The sequence below is a fragment of the Amphibacillus sediminis NBRC 103570 genome, assembly GCF_001552275.1.
GTDB lineage: Bacteria > Bacillota > Bacilli > Bacillales > Amphibacillaceae > Amphibacillus_B > Amphibacillus_B sediminis.
Window position 1 is genome coordinate 25,340 of sequence record NZ_BCQW01000001.1, and the last position, 19,741, is coordinate 45,080.

The window sequence follows — 19,741 nt, forward strand, 5'->3', positions numbered from 1 at the left end:
ATCAGAGAAGAGCCTTGAGATCTGGTGAAAAATCGTTAATTCCTTAGCCAAATCTGCTAACAACGCTGAACGACAAGTCAGCATAAGCGTTTTAGCACAACTTGAACAGGGTAAGAAGGGTGAAATATTTATGTTTCCCTTACTTAATGATGAGAGGAGAAATATTTTATGAAATTTTCTAAACTTATTCGAACAGAGGCAGATCCAATCTGGCAGGCTAGCTTTGAGCATCCATTTGTCCAAGGAGTTGGAGATGGAACCTTGCCGTTAGACCGTTTTCGCTATTATGTTATGCAGGACTCGTATTATTTAACCCATTTTGCCCGAGTGCAGGCCCTGGGTGGAGCGAAGGCAGATACACTAGAAATAACAAATCGGATGGCGATACATGCACAGGGAACATATGAAGCTGAGATGGCTTTGCACCGCACCTTTACTAAGCTTCTTAATATTACTGAAGAGGAACAGCGAGCATTTAAGCCCGCTCCAACAGCCTATGCATATAGCTCGCATATGTATCGAGCAGCTCAATTTGGACACCTTGGGGATCTTATCGCTGCGATACTGCCATGCTATTGGCTATATTATGAGATCGGTGAGCAGCTAAAATATAAAAGACCGAAAGAGCCCATTTATCAAGAATGGATTAAAACATATGGATCAGATTGGTTTAAGGAATTGGTTTATGAACAAATCAATCGCTTAGATCAAATTGCTAGTCAAGTAACAGAGCTGGACCGAAACAGAATGAAAGACCATTTTGTGATAAGTTGTCAGTATGAGTATTTATTTTGGGAGATGGCCTATACTTTAGAAAAATGGCCGATAGAAGCTTACTTAAAATGATACCCACATTTAATGGTGGTATCCTCTTTATATACTAGTGTAAAAATGGACTAACCAACAATACGAAGCAACATTTTGAAATTTTATTCAGTCTCGATAACTAAAAAAGCAAAAAAAACAATGTAAAGAATGCATATTATTACTAAACTTATCCATCCTAAGCCTATCGGAGGTGTTTAGGATGGAACATGTTAAATTAATTGTGTTAAAATTTCTTGCAACATTTGTCTTACTATACTTAGTTCTCGGTATAGGCTATGGTATGGCTGTTAGCTCTATCTTTCTGATTAACTTTGTCAGTATTGCTTCCTACTATATCGGTGATTTAATTATTTTAAGACGAACCAATAATGTCATAGCAGCACTTGCTGACTTTGGTATTGCTTTTGCTGCCATTTATCTACTTGCTGATATGTTAACAGTAGGTGGAGACCCCCTAACCGCTGCCTTTTTATCGGCACTGGTGATTGGTATATATGAATTGTTTTTCCACCCATATGTGGCTGAAGTGCTTGATTATGATGAGGAACCTTTACGAGTAGAGAACTATGATTACAGCACCGAAGCGTCAGATGAATTTGATTATTTAGAGGACTTTGGTGATGACGATGACAAGCTTTAACTTCAATCGGTAGAAGTCTTCCAAGAAATGAATACCCATTTGCATGTGATTCAACAACAAGGTTTCACTTTACGAGCGAAGCTCGGCGAATACGCCAAGACGTATTTGATAACAGGGACACCATAGCACACTTCGTGTTATGGTGTTTCATTGATCAGTCAAGTATTATGGCTAGTTGCTAAGACCAGAGAAAGTGTGTAACAATTTTTTGAATATAATGTGAATAAGAATTTATATTGACAGTGGTCAAAACATTTGCTAAATTTAGCTGGCATGTATTCGCAGTTGAGGAGGCAAACAGATGAGATCGCTTGTCATAATTATAGGTTCAGTTATTGTGGCAACTTCCTTTAATCTATTTCTTGTGCCACATGGACTTCTAAGTAGCGGGGTTAGTGGTATAGCCATTTTAATCAGCTTGATTACCCCATTCAAAACGGGTCTTCTTAACTTTGCTTTGAATGTTCCCATTCTCATATTAGGTTTTGTTAAATTAGGACGTACCATTACCTATAATACAATTGCTTGTGTGATTTCTTTATCACTTTTTCTTTATTTAATTCCTGAAATAGCAGTGGTAGAAGAAACCTTATTATCAAGTATAGTCGGTGGTGTCATGGCAGGAGTTGGGATCGGACTTATTTTAAAATATTCTGGTACTAGCGGTGGTTTTGATATTATCGCCATGATTGTGTCTAGAATGAGTAATATTAGAGTAGGCTTACTCCTAACTGGAATGAATGGGATTATTGTACTCATTTCTGGAGCGATATTTGATTGGAATATCGCCATATATACGATGCTTTCAATCTATATTACAGGGCGTGTTATTGATACCGTCCACACAAATCACATTAAATTAACACTGCAAATTGTGACGACCTGCGGTGAACAAATCAGACAGGAGTTGCTTGATTCGATTTATCGAGGCATAACTATAACAAATGGGTATGGTGGATATACCATGGAAGAAAAGCAAATATTAATGATGGTTGTCACCCGATACGAAACGATGTTAATTAAAAAAATAGTCCGTAAGCATGATCCTAACGCATTTATTAATATTTATGAAACGGTGGAGGTTGATGGAGAATTCGCTCAAAATTAAGTTGGATTTACTTTGAAGCAAACCGCTAAGAGGATACCAATAACCCACCTTAGCGGTTTTTTATGATGCTTATAGCACTTTTGACTACAACTAACTTTAAAAATTAGTCCATCCAGCCCTACTATATGAACTAATTTTTCGTTACAAAGACACGCTCTTTAATGACTCATCACTCCTATGGACACTTACGCGATGTTATTTGCAAAGATCATTCGTTTATCTCTGATCGGATAAACATCTGACCGACCTCTTAACTAGTCAAAACAACGAAATACTGAAATCACGCTAATCTGTTTAGAACATTATTTTACTTTCTTCTTATAATATAGTAGCGATAGAAGCTTATAGGGTGGCGGTCACTTCCTATGGAGGGAGAGTGATCATTATGACAGTATATGAAAGTTTAGTCATTATGATTAGCTTTGCTACACTCATTTTGATTATAGCAAATAAAAATAATCATAAATAAAGCCACCCTATCTAAGCCCACAAGCTGACAATAGGGTGGTAGGTGTGAAAAGAAGTTAGACTGCCACTCTATGGGCGATCTATTGCTATGGTCACTAAGGTAAAGGACAAAACCTTGGTGACCATTTACTTTCCTCTCTAACGTTATTATACTGTAAAGAATGCGGATTGAAACATGTCTGTATCATTATTTTTAACAATTATACGATTTTTGGTAAGGCTTATAGTAAACACTCTTTTTTACCAGCTTTGGACAAGCTATGCAAGTTAATCTATTCACTCAAAAGACTAAGAAATTCACATGTAGCAGCTGTAAATGAATCAATTAACCTCCAAGTGCCATTAAAGAGACAACAAAACAAGAAAAGCAACTCATTTGACATACCCTTTTTCTAAAAGTAGTATATATACATAAAAAGTATATCTTTTCATACTTATATACAACAAGAATATAGAAAGGTGGGGGAATCTTGAAAGTACTATTGGACTTATTTGTAACTTTTGCAAGAATTGGAGTTTTGACGTTTGGTGGTGGCTATGCCATGCTGCCAATTATCCAACGTGAGGTTGTTGAAACAAAGAAATGGGCAACATCAGAAGAATTAGTCGATTATTATGCTATTGGCCAAACAACACCGGGAGTCATTGCGATTAATACCGCAACATTTATCGGCCAAAAAACAATGGGGATATTAGGTGGTGTTGTCGCCACATTAGGTGTTGTGTTTCCCCCGTTAATTATTATTAGTGTCATTGCGATGTTTTTGAATAATTTTGCTGATTCAATGCTACTTCAAAACGCCTTTGCTGGGGTACGTGTCAGTGTTTATGTCCTGATTTTAAATGCCGTACTCAAGCTATGGAAAAGCTCTATCATTGATAAGGTCGGCATTATTATTTTTGTTGCTATTTTTACCTTATCTATCTTTACTAACCTATCCCCAGTCGTTTTTGTCGTTTTAGCAGCGATCGTTGGCTTGCTAACAAAAATGAAGAAAGGAGCAACAGAGCAGTGATATATTTACAGTTATACTATGAGTTTTTTAAAATAGGTTTATTTTCAATTGGTGGTGGTCTTGCTACCTTACCATTTTTATATGATATTTCTGATCGCATGGGATGGTTTAGTTATGAGCAGCTAGCGGATATGATTGCCATTTCAGAGTCTACTCCAGGAGCTATTGGGATAAACATGGCTACATATGCCGGCTACATGGGTGGTGGTTTTTTAGGAGCCATTGTTTCCACGATTGGACTTGTTACACCTTCGATTATCATTATTATCATGATTGCCCAATTTTTAAATCGATTTAAAGATAACCATCACGTCCAGGCAGTCTTTTACGGTTTACGTCCTGCTTCGACAGCTCTAATAGCAGCAGCAGGATTTACAGTTATCACGATTGATTTGATTCGAGTGGAATTGTTCCGAGATACAGGGGCGATTACCGATTTAGTCAATGTGCGTGCATTAATTCTAGCTGTATTGTTGTTTTATTTATCCAATTATCAGCGTACTACGAAAAAGTTGCATCCAGTTGTGTTTATTGCTTTTTCAGCACTAATTGGAATTATATTTAATTTTGCAGGGTGATAATCATGAATATTAAACAGTTGCAATATTTTATCGCAATTGCTGAAAGCGGAACGATTTCGGCTGCGGCTAAACAACTCGGTATTTCACAGCCGCCGTTAAGTGCTCAACTAAAGCAATTAGAGGAGAGTCTCCATGTTAAGCTAATTGAGCGCGGTGCTCGAAAGGTAACATTGACGGAGGCTGGAAAAATACTCTATAAACGAGCCAATGCCATTGTTTCACTATCTAATATGACGATCAGAGAACTTGACCATTTCCAGAATGGGCAGGGTGAAACGATTCGGCTAGGGATGATCTCTTCAGTTGGCTCTGCCCTTTATCAGTGGCGGTTACAATTTTTTAAACAAATGCATCCGAGTACAACGTTTGAGATTTATGAAGGCAATACTTATGAGCTATTAGAGCAATTAAATGAGGGAGTTATTGATATAGCTATTGTCAGAACGCCTTTCCAATCACAGGATTATCAATGCTATCGCTTAGAACCAGAGCCTATGTATGCGATCGCTACACAAAGCTTTTTACAAGCATATCCTGAACAAGGTTTATCAATATTAGATTTAGAAGGGCTTCCGATTATTATTTACCGTCGAATGGAGCACGTGATTAAAGCTGCTTTTCAAAAGAAAGGGATTAATCCGATCATTTCCTGCTTAAATGATGATGCACGTACTTCATTAATGTGGGCAGAAGCGGGGATGGGAATTGCAATTGTACCGAAATCAATTATCTCTATGTACACCGGACAAATAAAGTTGATCAAGAAGGAAATCACGGATACCGAGTTATATACACAAATTACTGCAATTAAAATGAAGAATAGATCATGCCCAAAACGTGGTTTAGATTTTCTAGATTTATTCTCGACTAAAGAGAATAAGGCGTTAAATTAGCTTAATGTTTTTCTAGCTATAATATAGGATGATTGAAATGTAAAGATTAATACTGGCTATTATTTTTTTCTGTGACTTTAACTGCAGTAGGCATTCAACTTCCCACTTATAGAAGGGAGAGACTTCTGCTGAATGAAGTTAAATTTTTGTGACAAAATGGCAACTTACCAAAAATAACCTTAAGCTTATGGTAAAATATTTTTGGTAGAATAGAAAGGAGATTATGCTGTCATGAAGAAAATAATCAGTATTTTTACGATAATAGTGGCTGTCATCCTAACTGTTGTCATCATAAATAGAAATCAAACGACAGAATTTACATCAGCAGAAATTGAAGAGCTTGTGCACAACTATAGCATTGGAAATCACAACGACATATCAGCTTCGATTACATCTGAGCAGCTGATTGTAACAAAGCAGAACAACGAAGAAATTACATATGATCTACCTGATGATCAATTCTTTATCTCCATTGCCCCTTATCAGGATGAAACACATCCATGTGTCAACCATAGTTTAACGGGATGCCAAGGAGAGATGGTTAATGAAGAATTTGACTTGTTAATAGAGGATGCCGATGGTAATGTCATAATCGATCAGACTGTAACCTCTTTAAGTAATGGTTTTATTGATTTGTGGCTACCACGTAATCAAACCTATCAAGTGATTATCTCTCAAAATGGAAAATCAGCAAAGTCAGAATTATCATCATTCCGAGATGATCCTACGTGCATAACGACCATGCAATTAAAATAGAATCATTAACGATTCCAATAAAAAAACATCCTTAAATAGCGAGGCCACTGAAAATCTTATCATTTCTCAGTGAAAATAAATTTTGTTATAGATAAACACGACTCTAATATCAGTTTTTGAAATTAGAGTCGTGTTTTTATCATTCATTCTGCTTACTTTTCCCCCATTAGTTTCAATATTCGTTTTAGATTTACAGTGAATATCACCATGGCTCCCTGCATTTCCATTGAGTTTATAATCAAAATCCAATAGTATAATAATCAGGTAGATAGGGGATAAGCGAATATACTTAACTCAATATCTGAAGAAACATTTCTGAGGGGAGTTATTTCATAATGAAAAGAAACAACGTCAAGCTATTATCGGTATTGTTAATGATTATTCTAATAGTTAGTGGTATTTTCATGATGAGAAATAAAAATAAAGATGCATCGGAGTTAGTGGTATCAAGTATGACCAAAGATCAAACAACGATCTTTGAGAATGGTGACTTTATTTATAGTCCAAGTCATGAGGAAATTGGTTACGACAGTGAAGCTGAAATTTTCTTTTATGAAAATCTATTGAATCTAATACTTAGTTCAGAGATATCGAATGAGCAAGCCAAGGAACTTGCGAATGTCGTAAATGGAGAACTTGTTGGACAATTACAAGGCTCGATTAATATGCTTCAGATTCAAGTGGAAGAGAGGTCATTAGAGGGACTCAATCAACTTGCTGATCGATTTGAGAATAATCAGTTGGTAAAGTTAGCAAAGCCGTCAACACCATCGTTTATTTCCGATCTTAATGACAGCGAAGAGCAGGGAAATATAGAGAAAATTGATCAGGCCAATCCAGAGGGTGATAATTGGTGGGCTGAAGCGATCAGTGCTTATTCTGCTTGGTATTACTTGGACAATAATGAAGATGAATTTGAAACAGTTGACGTAGCTGTATTAGAAACTGGTAAACTGGGTGAAGAAGGTGAAAATATTGATGATGCTGCGATTGATAAAGAAACAGTTGTTGTCGTCAATGTTGCTGAAAACGCAGAGTATAAGAGACACGCAGAATTAGTAACGAAAACAATCGCTGCAGATGAAAATTCTGAGACAATTCGTGGGGTTGCGGAACCAGTTGCTAAGATTAAGTTTAGAAGCATGGGCGATATCACAAAGGATGAAATTGAAACCATATCTGAAACTGAAATTATTGGTCAGATAAAGAATAGTCAAGATCATGAGGTAAAGGTGATTAATCTTTCGTGGGGAACATCACCTATGAGTAAGGAAAGATGGAGCAAAGAAGAAAATTGGTTTCAGCAATTTTTCCAAAATGTTGATAAGCAAGATGAAGCGTATCATCGGTATTTACATGCTGAACAAAATTCAAATAATCAAGTTTCAGCAAATTTGATTTTAGCCTTAGATGAACTTTTGGCATCTGACAGAAACAATCAATTTTTGATTATTCAGAGTGCCGGGAATGGTTATAGTCGAGCAAAAAATGAGGATTGGGATGAACAGACCGCCTCAGAGGTATGGCGTACGGGTGTGTTTGCAAATATAAATCAAGATACATATGACTTGGCAACTGCACAAGGCGAAAGCAAGTTACAATATGAATTAGAAGATATTCTAAGTCATATTATAGTTGTTGGTGGCGCTGAACTATCAGAAGATAAGACAAGCTACCAGTCACCAGCATGGGCAAGTTATGGTGAGGCCATCGACATTGCAGCACCGGCTAGCGGGTTGTATATCGATCGGACCAAAGAGGATGAAGACGATAGAAAGCCAGTGCGTGGGACATCGTTTGCCGCGCCTATGGTTACTGGAGCGGCCGCACTTGTCTGGTCCTATAACCCTGATATGGCAGCCAGCGATGTAAAGGGACTTTTGATAAATAGTGCAAAAGATATTGTTATAGAGAGCAAAGGGGAAAAAGGTTCTTATCCAATGTTAAATATGACGGCATTTTTAAATGAACATCCTCACTATTACTCAGTCATCAAAACGTATTTGAATGAATTCCCGTATTACAACGAGTTGCTAGAAACATATCGTATGGCCGTGAGTGAGAAGTGGGGTCAGAATGAGCTAGATGAGAAAGATTTGGGGCCTATTCATTATGAACCGCAGTCTCTTCCGGATGATTATGGTTATGAATTAAGGGATATAGCCGGTAACGGGCTACCTGAATTAATCCTAGGTGTTTATCGAGAAGATGGAAGATCCGAAATCCATGAGATATATACTTTGAAAAATAACAAACCTGTTAAGATTTTTGAAAATGAGATACGTAAGAATATCAATATTTATAAAGATGGCACCATCAAGACATCTTCGTCTTTACGAGCAGGAAGTGTTTTTCAAGAGATATTTTATACTTTAAATGATGATGGAACTGTGGAGATGAAGACAGGTTATGAAGAAGAAAAGGGTGTGGAATTGAGATATAAAAGTTTATCAAACCCGGAGGAGTTACTGACAGACGCAGATGTAGAAAAGATTAATGAAAAATATAGACCAATCGACATCATCAATCATTCCTTTACTCCGTTTGTTATAAATGGCGGAGAATCGGCAAAACAAGAAAATGAATCAAAACTTAGTGATGGTGAGCTCGAAACAATCATAAAAGAAAGCTATCAAAAGATATCGACGTCGCTCAGTGAGGTATATATAGGTGATCTATTTGAGAAGTATTATGACTATGATGATGGCGTAACGATCTGGAACTCTGGAGTCAACCCTAACCATCCATTCTATGATGAGGTTTATCAGTTAGTATATCCAGCAGTGAGCGATTATGTTGCTGAAAAAGGAATGGAAACGATAATTAACGAAGCATTTTCTCTCTATTGGCAACCAGCAGCTCCACCGTCCTTTTATGAAGCTCCATATGATTTTGAAGTGATAGTCAAAGGCAATGAATTTTTCAAATTTAAACAGACACGAGAAATCGGACCACAAGATTACGGTGGCGATTCATATCATGAGAACTATTTGATTGATTTTGATAAAGAAGATGGTGTATGGAAATTTGCTGGAGCCGAAAAACAGCAATAATATCGTTAAGTTTAAGGTTTACAGATCATTTTCTAGATCAACCTACAAAGACGATAAAAGGATAATTAATTGTACATTGCGTTGTAGGCGTAATCAAGGTTTTTGAATATTTGGCAATTTTGCTTCTAAATATATGGACGATGACATCATTCTTGATTAGTTGGACAGCTTAAATCTTGATCATAATTAGCAACAAAAAGGTGATTATTAGCAGATAAAACCGCATAGAAGACGTCTGATTCTTTTAACTGGCGATTGGTAAGCTCGCGTTTCAGCCAATCCTCACTAATGTTATTTTGTATCAAATTATCTGCTAATAATTTCCCATCCATAATTAACTCGACGGCTAATCTCGATTCAACCGAAGTAGGAATAGCTAAATCTTGTTTCACAATTGGCCGAAAGGGTGGTTTTTTTAGAACGGTTAAGGTACCATTTGTTTCTAAAATGGCAAACAATACTTCTGAAATATTAAAGACATCTTTTTCTCTCAATTGTTGATTGAGATAATCAAGTGTATAACGCATTTTTTTCATATTTTCCTTAAGTATAACGCCGTTATCAATAAGGACAGTCGGGTTACCAGCTAAAAGCTTTCGGGCTCTGGTATTTTTTAAAGAGATGTAAGCTGTCAGATAGATCACGAACACAAAGATAATAAAGGCTAAAATATTATGGTGCATTTTAATCGATGTATCAAAGGCTAAATTAGCAGCGATGGAGCCTAATGATATTGTCGCAACAAAGTCAAACATATTCATTTGGGAAATGGTTTGTTTGCCAAGTATGCGTGTGCCTAATAGTAATAATGAAAAAGCAATAATGGATCTAAATATAACCGTGAAGTGCATAAGCATCGCTAGCCCTCCTCATCTCTTTTTTCGCTTTTAGTTTTGACTAATAAAAAAAGATGATACCAAACATATTAAAAGAAGTTAAACAACGACTGTATTAAAGAAATAACTTGATTCATATCTAAAAATGGAGATAGCACCAAAATAGTTACTAGCTGAACTCAACTTTTATCATTCTGAGCGAAATAGGTTTGCGTAAGTCCTGACTGAGATTAAAACAAAGGTAGTAAAAAAGGGATTTGTTGAGCGCGTGGACAATCTTTAATGAATACATTTATCACAGTGTAACTGGCTATAAGCCTCCCACTTGAAGAAATAATGGAACACGTCATGTCTAAGTAGGAGATCCAACAGACAGTAATGGCCCGATTGGCTCAACTAACGTTTAGTGGGGAGAGAGGAAGCTGACTAAGTTCGCGACGTCTGCACGAGCACATCCTATGCGTCGAAACCCGCACTGAACGAAGTTTCACTTTATGTGATAGGAACAAATACTAACACATTAACCAGTCCGTTTGTTACAATACACATATGAAAGAACAAGTACTGTTAGATTATTTTGTTCAAATCGACCAATCATTTAGGGGATTATGGCTGAGGAGGTAACGATAAATGCAAGAAACGCATCTTTATTGGAGTAATTTTATTATGCAAGATTGGCAATTCATTGTGGTCGCAAGCGAGAAAGGTTTGTGCTATATTGGCTCTCCCTATCAATCTATCGAGGAAGTAAATAATTGGGCGCTACGTTGCTACTCTCACTATAAACTGATTCAAGATGACCAAAAATTACAGGTGTATAAAGATCAGCTAACTTCCTACCTTTTGGGTGAAGCTGAAACATTTCAATTACAGATTGATCCCATTGGAACAAGGTTTCAACAGCAGGTATGGGAAGCGCTAGCTGAAATACCGTACGGCGAGACCAGGTCATATGCGGAAATCGCTGAACGCATAAATCGACCTCGTGCGGTTAGAGCAGTGGGATCAGCAATCGGGGCTAATCCGCTCTTAATGGTCATTCCATGTCACCGTGTTATTGGTAAAAATGGGGCATTAACAGGGTTTCGAGCTGGCTTAGAGATGAAGGCAAAGCTATTAAAGCTTGAGCAAGCCATGTGATAATTAGTCATTCAATTAAAAAAAGCAAAAACTAGCGATCTACCTGCCAGTTTTTGCTTCACTTTTTATTTGTGACTTATTTTCCGATAAACATTTGAGTCCAATGATTTCCATTTTCAACGTATCCAACTCCAATGTGGGTATAGTTGGCATTTAAAATGTTAGCACGGTGACCTTCACTATTCATCCAAGCATTTACTACTTCTTGTGGAGATCTTTGACCTTTGGCAATATTTTCACCTGCGGTACGATAGCTAATCCCAAATTGCTTAATCATATCAAATGGTGAACCGTAATTTGGGCTATTATGTGAGAAGTAGCCACTACTTGCCATATCGCGAGACTTTTCTCTTGCAACAGAACTTAGCTTTGTATCAATTTCCAACGCAGAAAGCCCATGTTTAGCACGCTCTTGGTTAGTCAACTCAACAACTTCTTGCTCAAATGCATTTAATTCTGAGCGTTGCTCAGCTTGGCCATTGTTTGTTTGCTCTGGAGCTTGATTGTTTTCAGTTGGTTCTTGAGCAGCTGGTGTTTCTGGTTGCTTTTCTTCTTTATCAGGTTGTTCAGCTTTTTCTGGTTGTTTTTCTTCTTTATCAGGTTGTTCAGCTTTTTCTGGTTGTTTTTCTTCTTTATCAGGTTGTTCAGCTTTCTCTGATTGTTTTTCTTCTTTATCAGGTTGTTCAGCTTTCTCTGATTGTTTTTCTTCTTTATCAGGTTGCTCAACTTTTTCTGGTTGTGCTTCCTCTTTATCGGGTTGCTTTGCTTCTGGATCTTTTGATTCAGGCTTAGCTGCTTCAGGTTCCTCTTGTTTGCTAGATTCCTGATTTTCTTCTGTTTTTTCAGGTGTTTGCACCTTATTGTTATCACCTGATTGATCATTATTCTTTGATGCATGTGCTTGAGTAAATTTATTAAAGTATTTTTCTAGACATCGTTGAACTTGATTACTTAATCTATCAAAATTGACAGCAACACTACGCTGTGAAAAAAGATTTTCTGCACGTTTAAAATTAGCTGCTTCAACCTGTGTGGATGATGAAGTACCTAACAATAATGTTGCTGATACAATAGCTGTTACGGCTATTTTTTTAAACATAACTTTAACACTCCTTTTGTTTTTTCGTTCGTCATCATCATAACACGCTTTTTTTGTTACAATCGCACCGTTATTTACCAAAACCTTAATACACTCATTACTTACTTGTTCTATCTAGTTCGATAGGTTGGTTAAACAGGTCGTTAATGGGTAGATAGGAAAAAAATACATTAAAATCTATCTTGACAAGCAATCTCACAACCTTTTTCTGTTACAAAATTAAAATAATTGTAATATTTTTTTCAATAGAATAAAGGCCAAAAATGTAAAAAAAATGATAATATATAATAATGAGTATGGAGTGAAAAGGGGATATTATATACTTGAAATTCATGAATGAAGATGAGTATAGGTAAAAGTTTAGATTCAATCTATCTCGGCAATTAGGGTAATGATAGGATTTTGGTCTTCAACTAACGAATATATTTTAACTTGAAGAAGGATCATATTATGTAAAAGGTCATAAGTTAATAAGTTGCCTTTGACCCAATGAATGTTATAGCAATTAATGATAGACTAACTACATAAATAATAAATCACATCTATTCGACTTTTGCCGTCATCTAAGTGACACAAGCTGTTATTAGGGGTGTTCGTGAGAAGTAAATGTCCTCAGAATAATCATCTCTATTTATTTTTTAAGAGAAAGGAGGTAGGATATGGATATATATTCTAAACGGATCTATTTTCTTGAAGCTTCATATAATGATATCAATTATATTGTTCAATTAGAAAATGACAGACACAATCGGTGTTATATCAATTTATGGTTACCTAGACAGCACGAAGAAGCCATGGGCAATGACGATATAAAACATTTCATTATTATGGACAGGCTAATCAATCAAAAAATAGGTATCATTATTCTTAGAGGTTTTTCAAGTAAAGATGATAGCATTGAGTTATTGAGAATTGTTATCGATTTTAAGGGTAACGGTTTTGGTGAAGAAGCTTTAAGACTAGTACAGGATTGGGTTTTCAATACAGTAAAAGCAAATCGATTATGGCTGGATGTCAACACAGAGAATACAAAGGCACTTAAACTCTATCAAAAAGTTAACTTTACACTAGAGGGAACGCTTAGAGAGTGCATCAAAACAGATCAAGGTTACCAATCACTTCATGTCATGTCTTTGTTGAAAGATGAGTATCTTCGGGTACATAGTAGTAGCCAATCTGAAATATAAAGAATTTTCAATTAATTTTAGGGGTGGGAGAAGTTGTTAGATCGAAGCCATGTGGACATCCTGCAAACTACCCGTTTCGCTTTGAGGATCATAGTTTAGAACGTAGCAGAACTTCAATCATTGAAGAAATATAATAAAAGGGGATTGGTCATGTCTTTAACTATCGCGTTACCTCATTCTTTTAACTTTTATGCTACAGTGACGGATCATGGGTGGTATCGATTATCACCTTTTGATTTCGATCATGATAAAAAAGTATTGTCTCGAGTTGAAGAGCTGTCGACAGGAAAGATCGTTTTTGTTTCGATACAACATAGGCTTAACAGCTTAATCGTTGATCTGGAATACATAGATGACGTATTATCACCAGTTGAAGAGCAAGAGATTGAAGAGAAGATCAAATGGATTTTCCGTTTGGATGAGGATTTTGATCGGTTTTATCAGCTTTGCCAAGATATCGGAGAAAGGAACGGTATTATAAAACAGTATAGAGGTCGATTACTCAGGTCGCCATCTTTATTTGAAGATATTGTTAAAACAATTTTTACGACTAATACAACCTGGAGTCGTACAATAGCTATGACGAACAATTTTGTTACCCATTTAGGGAAGCCGTATCACCTTGAGAAAAAACTATTTTCTTTTCCAAATGTAACCACTGTGGTTGCAAAAGGAGAGGATTATTTAAAGAAGCATTTGAAGCTTGGCTATCGTAGTACTTATATCTTTGAACTTGCTCAAAGAATAGTAAGTCAGGACCTTGATCTAGAGGGTCTAAAGCATGACGTGATCTCGACTGATCAAGTTATCGCCCAGTTAAAAACGATTAAAGGTGTGGGGCCATATGCAATAAGCACGATATTGATGTTACTAGGTCGCTATGATTACTTACCGATTGACAGTGATTTTAAAAAACATGTTCGTATGAAATATTTTTCAGGAGTAAGTCCTTCTCAACAAGAAATGAAGCAATTATATGATCAATGGGGTGAATTTAAATATTTGGCTTATTGGTTTGATCATGATTAGTCACTTTGGATGGACTTTAGCAAAATCTAATTGAGTATTGATACACCGAGATGATGACGAGGTGTGTTTTTTATGGTCTTTGAAAACCCCCGGCATATCCCAGGGGGGTTCAACAAAGACCATAAAAATGGTGATATCATAACAGTCAGCCTTACCGAGGAATCACGAGATTCTTTAGCTTGGCTTAGTTATGTGTTAGGGTCAGAAGGTGAATTACAAAAAAGCTTTACGGATATTTTTGGCTTTTCAGATATCGTCCTAGATGAAGATAATAGAGCAAATATAACACAAATGAATGAATACTCTAATGTTTATGATGATACATATTCATTATAATCAGTAGAAAAACTATTAGAAGGATATGGTTTGAATTTAGTTGATTAGGTGATAGTGGATTAATAAATGCTTAGAATTTGGTCATACTCAAAAGCACCTTATGGAGAATTTTTTGCTAAAACTCTCCATAGGGTTTTTTAGCTAATGCCAATGAATAGAAATAATACTTAAGTAAATAATAGTTAAGGATTTCAAAAACTAACGAAATGGATGACGTGATATGAAAGAAAAAAAATTGGACTTATTGGCATTAGCATCGATCCCTCTCGTTATGACGTTAGGTAATTCGATGTTAATTCCTGTTTTGCCTCTTATTGAAAAAGAGCTTAACATATCAAGCTTTCAGTCGAGTATGATCATCACTGTCTATTCGGTTGTTGCTATTATCTTAATTCCGTTCGCTGGCTATTTATCTGACAAAATAGGGCGGAAAAAGGTCATCATTCCATGTCTGATCATCACAGGAGCTGGAGGTGCTATCTCAGCTTTTTCTGCCTGGGGAATGGCCAACCCCTACATGATAATCTTAGTTGGACGTTTATTGCAAGGTGTTGGAGCTGCTGGTGCTTTTCCAGTTGTCATACCAACTGTCGGAGACATGTTTGATGATGAGGAAGATGTTAGTGCTGGCTTAGGCTTAGTTGAAACAGCTAATACGTTTGGAAAGGTTTTAAGTCCGATTATCGGGGCATTGCTAGCGCTTATTATTTGGTATTTACCTTTTATTTCTATCCCGATCTTTTCAATCATCTCAATTTTACTTGTTAGCTTTTTAGTTAAAAGGCCAAAAAAGTCTGATCAAAAAAAACAAAGCTTTTCTGCTTTTTTACAGACGTTAAAGCATGTTTTTAAAGAAAACGGACGTTGGTTAATTTCTATTTTTATTATTGGTTGTCTGAACATGTTTGTTCTATTTGGTTTCCTCTTTCATTTTTCTTCATTCCTTGAATCCGAGTATAGAGTAGAATCGGTTTATAGAGGGTTAGTGTTGGCTATTCCTTTATTATTTCTTTGTGCGTCTTCGTTCATTACCGGTAAAAAGATTGGGAACAATAAAGTTATGATGAAGTGGTTAATTCTTATTGGTAATGTAATAACAGGCGTACCCTTGCTTTGGGTCCGAGCTGAGTTAGGTATGGTCATGATGACTGTCTTGTTGTCGTTATCTGGTTTGGGAATTGGTCTGTCTTTACCGAGCTTAGATGCTTTAATTACTGAAGGCATTAAAAAAGAAATTCGGGGGACGGTCACTTCCTTGTATAGCAGTATGCGTTTTTTAGGTGTGGCGGCAGGTCCACCTATTGTCGCATTAATTATGGATAATATCGTCTTACTATATATACTGTTAGCAGTAATTAGTGGCGTTGCAGCATTGATCACTTTTTTTGCGATAAAACCTGAAGAGAAAAAAAAGGTCGCTCTCCACTTAAGCTAACAACCTTCAAGGCTTTATCACAGTGTTAGCCTCCCACTTCAAGAAATAAGGGAACACATCATGTCTAAGAGGGAGGTCCAACAGCCAGGAACGGCCCGATTGGTCAGTGGGGGAGAGATGAAGCTGATTAAGTTGGCCACGTCGTGTCGCAACGTCTGCACGAGCACACCGTCGAAACCCCACTGAACGAAGTTTCGCTTTATTCACAAAATAATTAAGGAAAAAAAGTCTAATTTTCGCAGTTAATTTGAGAATTAGACTTTTTATATAGTTTTCGTTCAGTGGATGAGCTATAACACCATTCCAACAATCTCAGGTATGTTCGTAGTGTCCATAGTCTTTTTATCATTTCAACTTAATGTACGTACAATTATTAGTAAACTATTGTAATTTTTTTATCCATTCTATATTATTATTATATATAAATGAACTGTTACGTATAAGTTTAAACTTATTCAGCGGGAAATTATCGAGCTTCGGTCGATAAAATCTCGGCACAGACATGCCAAGGTGCATTTTATTGTAAGCGGTTTAATAATGAAAAGGAGACTATCAATGAACAGAAAGAAAAGGATTATATTTCCTGTTGTGGCCATTCTTCTAATTGTATTAGCTATTTATATCATGACCATAACATTTAATAAGGAGAGAGAGGGAGCGAGTATGATAGACAAAGAAAACACGGAAACACCAACCTTTCAAAATGTTTCCGTACATGACCCTTCCATTATTAAAGAAGGGGATACCTATTATGTATTTGGTACACATATTGAAGCAGGTAAGTCTAAAGATTTAATGAATTGGGAGCGCTTTACTAATGGTTATCAAGCAACAGATAATGCTTTATATGGTGATCTAGAAATGAATTTAAAGGAGTCATTTAAGTGGGCAGGAAAAGATGATGCTGATAGTAAAGGTGGCTATGCCGTCTGGGCTCCAGATATATTTTGGAATGATGATTATGTAAACGAAGACGGAACAAAAGGTGCGTATATGATTTATTACAGTGCATCTTCCACATATATACGTTCTGCAATCGGTTATGCCGTTTCTCAGGATATTGAAGGGCCGTATCAATATGTGGATACCATTATGTACTCTGGCTTTACCGAAGATGATGCATTTGATGAGAATAGTGATGTGAATAAAAAATGGACAAATACCAACATTTCTGAATTGATAGAACAAGGGAAAGTTGATGGAAAAAATGATGATTGGTTCAGAAATGATGGTTCCTATAATAATGAGCGATATCCGAATGCGATTGATGCCAATCTGTTTTATGATCAAGACGGAGACCTATGGATGGTATACGGATCATGGTCTGGCGGGATTTATTTGTTAGAAATAAATAAAGAGACGGGACAAGCGATCTATCCAGGAGAAGATGGGGTAACAGAGGATGGTCGTCTGATTGATCGATACTTCGGAACTCATATTTCAGGAGGCTTTGCTAAGTCAGGGGAAGGTCCTTATGTGGTTTATGATGAAGATCGAGGTTTTTATTATTTGTATGTGACTTACGGTTGGTTAGGTGCAGATGGTGAATATAATATGCGCATATTCCGTTCAGAAAATCCGACAGGCCCTTATACTGATGCCGATGGAAAACCTGCTGTTTTACCTAACAATACCGATAATGCTCCATATGGGAATAAAATGATGGGACATTTTTTATTTGAACGTCACGTTGGTGATCCAACCATGGGAAGTGGCTATGGTTATGTTTCTCCCGGTCATAATTCTGTCTTGACAGATGATAATGATAAGCAATTCGTTGTCTTTCATACAAGATTTCCAGATACAGGCGAAATGTTTGAAACAAGAGTTCATCCCATTTATTACAATAGTGAAGATTGGCCCGTTTTTGCTCCATATCGATACACAGGTGAAACATTATCGAAAATAGATGAAAAATCAATTCCTGGTGAATATAAATATCTGAACCATGAAAAAGATAATAATACGACTGTAAAACGTTCCTCTTATATTTTATTAAATGAAGACAAGACGATTTCAGGTGAAATAGATGGCATTTGGAGGCTTTACGATGACTACCGTATTGAAATCAAAACCAATAACCTCACTTATGATGGAGTATTGGTTCACCAATGGGATCATACCTCTAACCAATATGTTTTGACATTTACAGCACTATCCAACAAAGGGGTATCGATGTGGGGGAGTAAACTAGTGGATATGCCCGATGGTGAAGTTGTGCAAGCTGTTAAACAAGATTTAGAAATTGGTCGATTAGATCAGATTAACCGCGATCTTCAGCTGCCGACAGTTGGTTTTCATAATAGTCAAATTGATTGGGAAAGCTCGAATGAAAAGATAGTATCTTCATCTGGTAAGGTCAATCAACAAGATGATGATGTTCAGGTAACACTTACCGTAAATATTACAAAAGGTGATGCTCAAGCAACGAAAAGCTTTGACCTTACTGTCATAGCAAAAGAAAGTACGGATACAATAGAAAAACTTCAATTTTCCTTTGAAGATAATTTGAAAGAACAAGATAACTTAGTTGGTGAAGGGATCATAACAGGAAATCGTTTGAACAATTCAGGTGGTGAGATCACTTTTGCAGACGGAATAAAAGGAAAAGCAGCTTATTTCAATGGATATTCAGGTATTAGATTACCGAATGGATTAATCCAATCTAACGCTTACACTGTTACACTTTGGGTAAAACCTGAATCATTAGCGACGCATACCACAACATTTTTTGGTGCAAAAGATGAAAATAACTGGATTAGTCTAGTGCTTAAAGGGACAGTCGATGACCAAACTATGATTTGGTCTGGGAGTTCAGAGTGGTATGATGCACCAACAGGGACAACAATTCCGGTCAATGAATGGTCCCATTTAGGTTTTGTTGTAGATAATGAAGATATAAGCGTCTATTTAAATGGTAAGCAAGTCTTTTCGGGGAGTCAATTTCCAAGTATTTTTAATCCAACAAGCAGTTTTGGCTTAGGCGTTAACTATTGGGATCCACCATATCAAGGTTTAATTGATGAATTAATTATATTCAATCGTGCGATTTCAGAGGAAGAAATGATTCAACTTGCCAAGAAGGATTAATAGAAGAGCTTACTTAATTGTTAAGATAAATTTAAATTAGCTGCAAAAAACTCGCTATTCCTGAAACTCATTTTTTGAACAGGAATAGCGAGTAAAAGAGTATTCCTTTTATTAACAGGAGTCTACTCAAGTTTGATACTAATATTTATTAATACATATATCCAGAGAGAAACAGACCAAAATTATATAGCCCGCATCAGTAGCATCAAGTCAATAGCTTAAGGAAGGGAATAAGTGACAAAGAGG

At 36.4% G+C, this 19,741-nt stretch carries 16 protein-coding genes; 14 read left to right on the forward strand and 2 right to left on the reverse strand.

What is annotated here, in order from left to right; translation table 11 throughout:
* Positions 1-168 precede the first annotated feature (168 nt).
* From tenA to ASE01S_RS00145, 8 genes are all read left to right on the forward strand, one after another.
* The gene (gene tenA / locus ASE01S_RS00110) at positions 169-846 is read left to right on the forward strand and encodes a thiaminase II (protein ID WP_067836263.1); all 678 of its coding nucleotides are present in this window, start codon (positions 169-171) and stop codon (positions 844-846) included.
* Positions 847-1,027: 181 nt separating this feature from the next.
* Positions 1,028-1,468, forward strand: a complete 441-nt coding sequence (locus ASE01S_RS00115; RefSeq protein WP_067836266.1) for a YndM family protein — start codon at positions 1,028-1,030, stop codon at positions 1,466-1,468.
* A 301-nt stretch (positions 1,469-1,769) separates the two neighbouring features.
* Positions 1,770-2,576, forward strand: coding sequence for a YitT family protein (locus tag ASE01S_RS00120; protein ID WP_067836269.1), 807 nt, complete (start codon positions 1,770-1,772; stop codon positions 2,574-2,576).
* A 938-nt stretch (positions 2,577-3,514) separates the two neighbouring features.
* A complete protein-coding gene (locus tag ASE01S_RS00125) occupies positions 3,515-4,060 on the forward strand; it encodes a chromate transporter (protein WP_067836272.1) in 546 nt (181 codons plus the stop codon).
* Positions 4,057-4,638 carry a chromate transporter gene (locus tag ASE01S_RS00130; protein ID WP_067836275.1) on the forward strand — a complete coding sequence of 194 codons (582 nt, stop codon included), beginning with the start codon at positions 4,057-4,059 and terminating at the stop codon, positions 4,636-4,638. Before ASE01S_RS00125 ends, ASE01S_RS00130 begins: the two co-directional genes overlap by 4 nt.
* Before the next feature lie 5 nt (positions 4,639-4,643).
* Positions 4,644-5,534, forward strand: a complete 891-nt coding sequence (locus tag ASE01S_RS00135) for a LysR family transcriptional regulator (protein ID WP_083511971.1) — start codon at positions 4,644-4,646, stop codon at positions 5,532-5,534.
* A gap of 231 nt (positions 5,535-5,765) precedes the next feature.
* Entirely contained in the window at positions 5,766-6,290 is a 525-nt protein-coding gene (locus ASE01S_RS00140; protein ID WP_067836278.1) for a CueP family metal-binding protein, read from the forward strand.
* A 335-nt stretch (positions 6,291-6,625) separates the two neighbouring features.
* Positions 6,626-9,343, forward strand: coding sequence for a S8 family serine peptidase (locus ASE01S_RS00145; protein ID WP_067836281.1), 2,718 nt, complete (start codon positions 6,626-6,628; stop codon positions 9,341-9,343).
* A 146-nt stretch (positions 9,344-9,489) separates the two neighbouring features.
* On the opposite strand, the gene ASE01S_RS00150 is transcribed toward ASE01S_RS00145, so the two are convergent.
* Complete coding sequence (locus tag ASE01S_RS00150; protein WP_067836285.1) at positions 9,490-10,200, reverse strand: DUF421 domain-containing protein; 711 nt, start codon at positions 10,198-10,200, stop codon at positions 9,490-9,492.
* 609 nt (positions 10,201-10,809) lie between these two features.
* Between ASE01S_RS00150 and ASE01S_RS00155 the strand changes: the two genes are divergently transcribed.
* The gene (locus tag ASE01S_RS00155; protein ID WP_067836288.1) at positions 10,810-11,319 is read left to right on the forward strand and encodes a methylated-DNA--[protein]-cysteine S-methyltransferase; all 510 of its coding nucleotides are present in this window, start codon (positions 10,810-10,812) and stop codon (positions 11,317-11,319) included.
* Positions 11,320-11,395: 76 nt separating this feature from the next.
* Here ASE01S_RS00155 and ASE01S_RS00160 read toward each other — a convergent pair whose 3' ends face one another.
* On the reverse strand, positions 11,396-12,418 hold the full coding sequence (locus tag ASE01S_RS00160; RefSeq protein ID WP_067836292.1) for a CAP domain-containing protein: 1,023 nt from the start codon (positions 12,416-12,418) through the stop codon (positions 11,396-11,398).
* Positions 12,419-13,077: 659 nt separating this feature from the next.
* On the opposite strand from ASE01S_RS00160, the gene ASE01S_RS00165 reads away from it, so the two are divergent.
* From ASE01S_RS00165 to ASE01S_RS00185, 5 genes are all read left to right on the forward strand, one after another.
* Positions 13,078-13,605 (forward strand): GNAT family N-acetyltransferase, encoded by a 528-nt coding sequence (locus tag ASE01S_RS00165; RefSeq protein ID WP_067836295.1) that lies wholly within the window; start codon positions 13,078-13,080, stop codon positions 13,603-13,605.
* Between the two features lie 150 nt (positions 13,606-13,755).
* A complete protein-coding gene (locus ASE01S_RS00170) occupies positions 13,756-14,634 on the forward strand; it encodes a DNA-3-methyladenine glycosylase family protein (RefSeq protein ID WP_067836298.1) in 879 nt (292 codons plus the stop codon).
* 72 nt (positions 14,635-14,706) lie between these two features.
* A complete protein-coding gene (locus ASE01S_RS00175) occupies positions 14,707-14,970 on the forward strand; it encodes a hypothetical protein (RefSeq protein WP_067836301.1) in 264 nt (87 codons plus the stop codon).
* A 220-nt stretch (positions 14,971-15,190) separates the two neighbouring features.
* Complete coding sequence (gene bcbE / locus ASE01S_RS00180; RefSeq protein WP_067836304.1) at positions 15,191-16,405, forward strand: bacillibactin exporter BcbE; 1,215 nt, start codon at positions 15,191-15,193, stop codon at positions 16,403-16,405.
* A gap of 555 nt (positions 16,406-16,960) precedes the next feature.
* Positions 16,961-19,495 (forward strand): LamG-like jellyroll fold domain-containing protein, encoded by a 2,535-nt coding sequence (locus ASE01S_RS00185; protein WP_083511972.1) that lies wholly within the window; start codon positions 16,961-16,963, stop codon positions 19,493-19,495.
* Positions 19,496-19,741 lie beyond the last annotated feature (246 nt).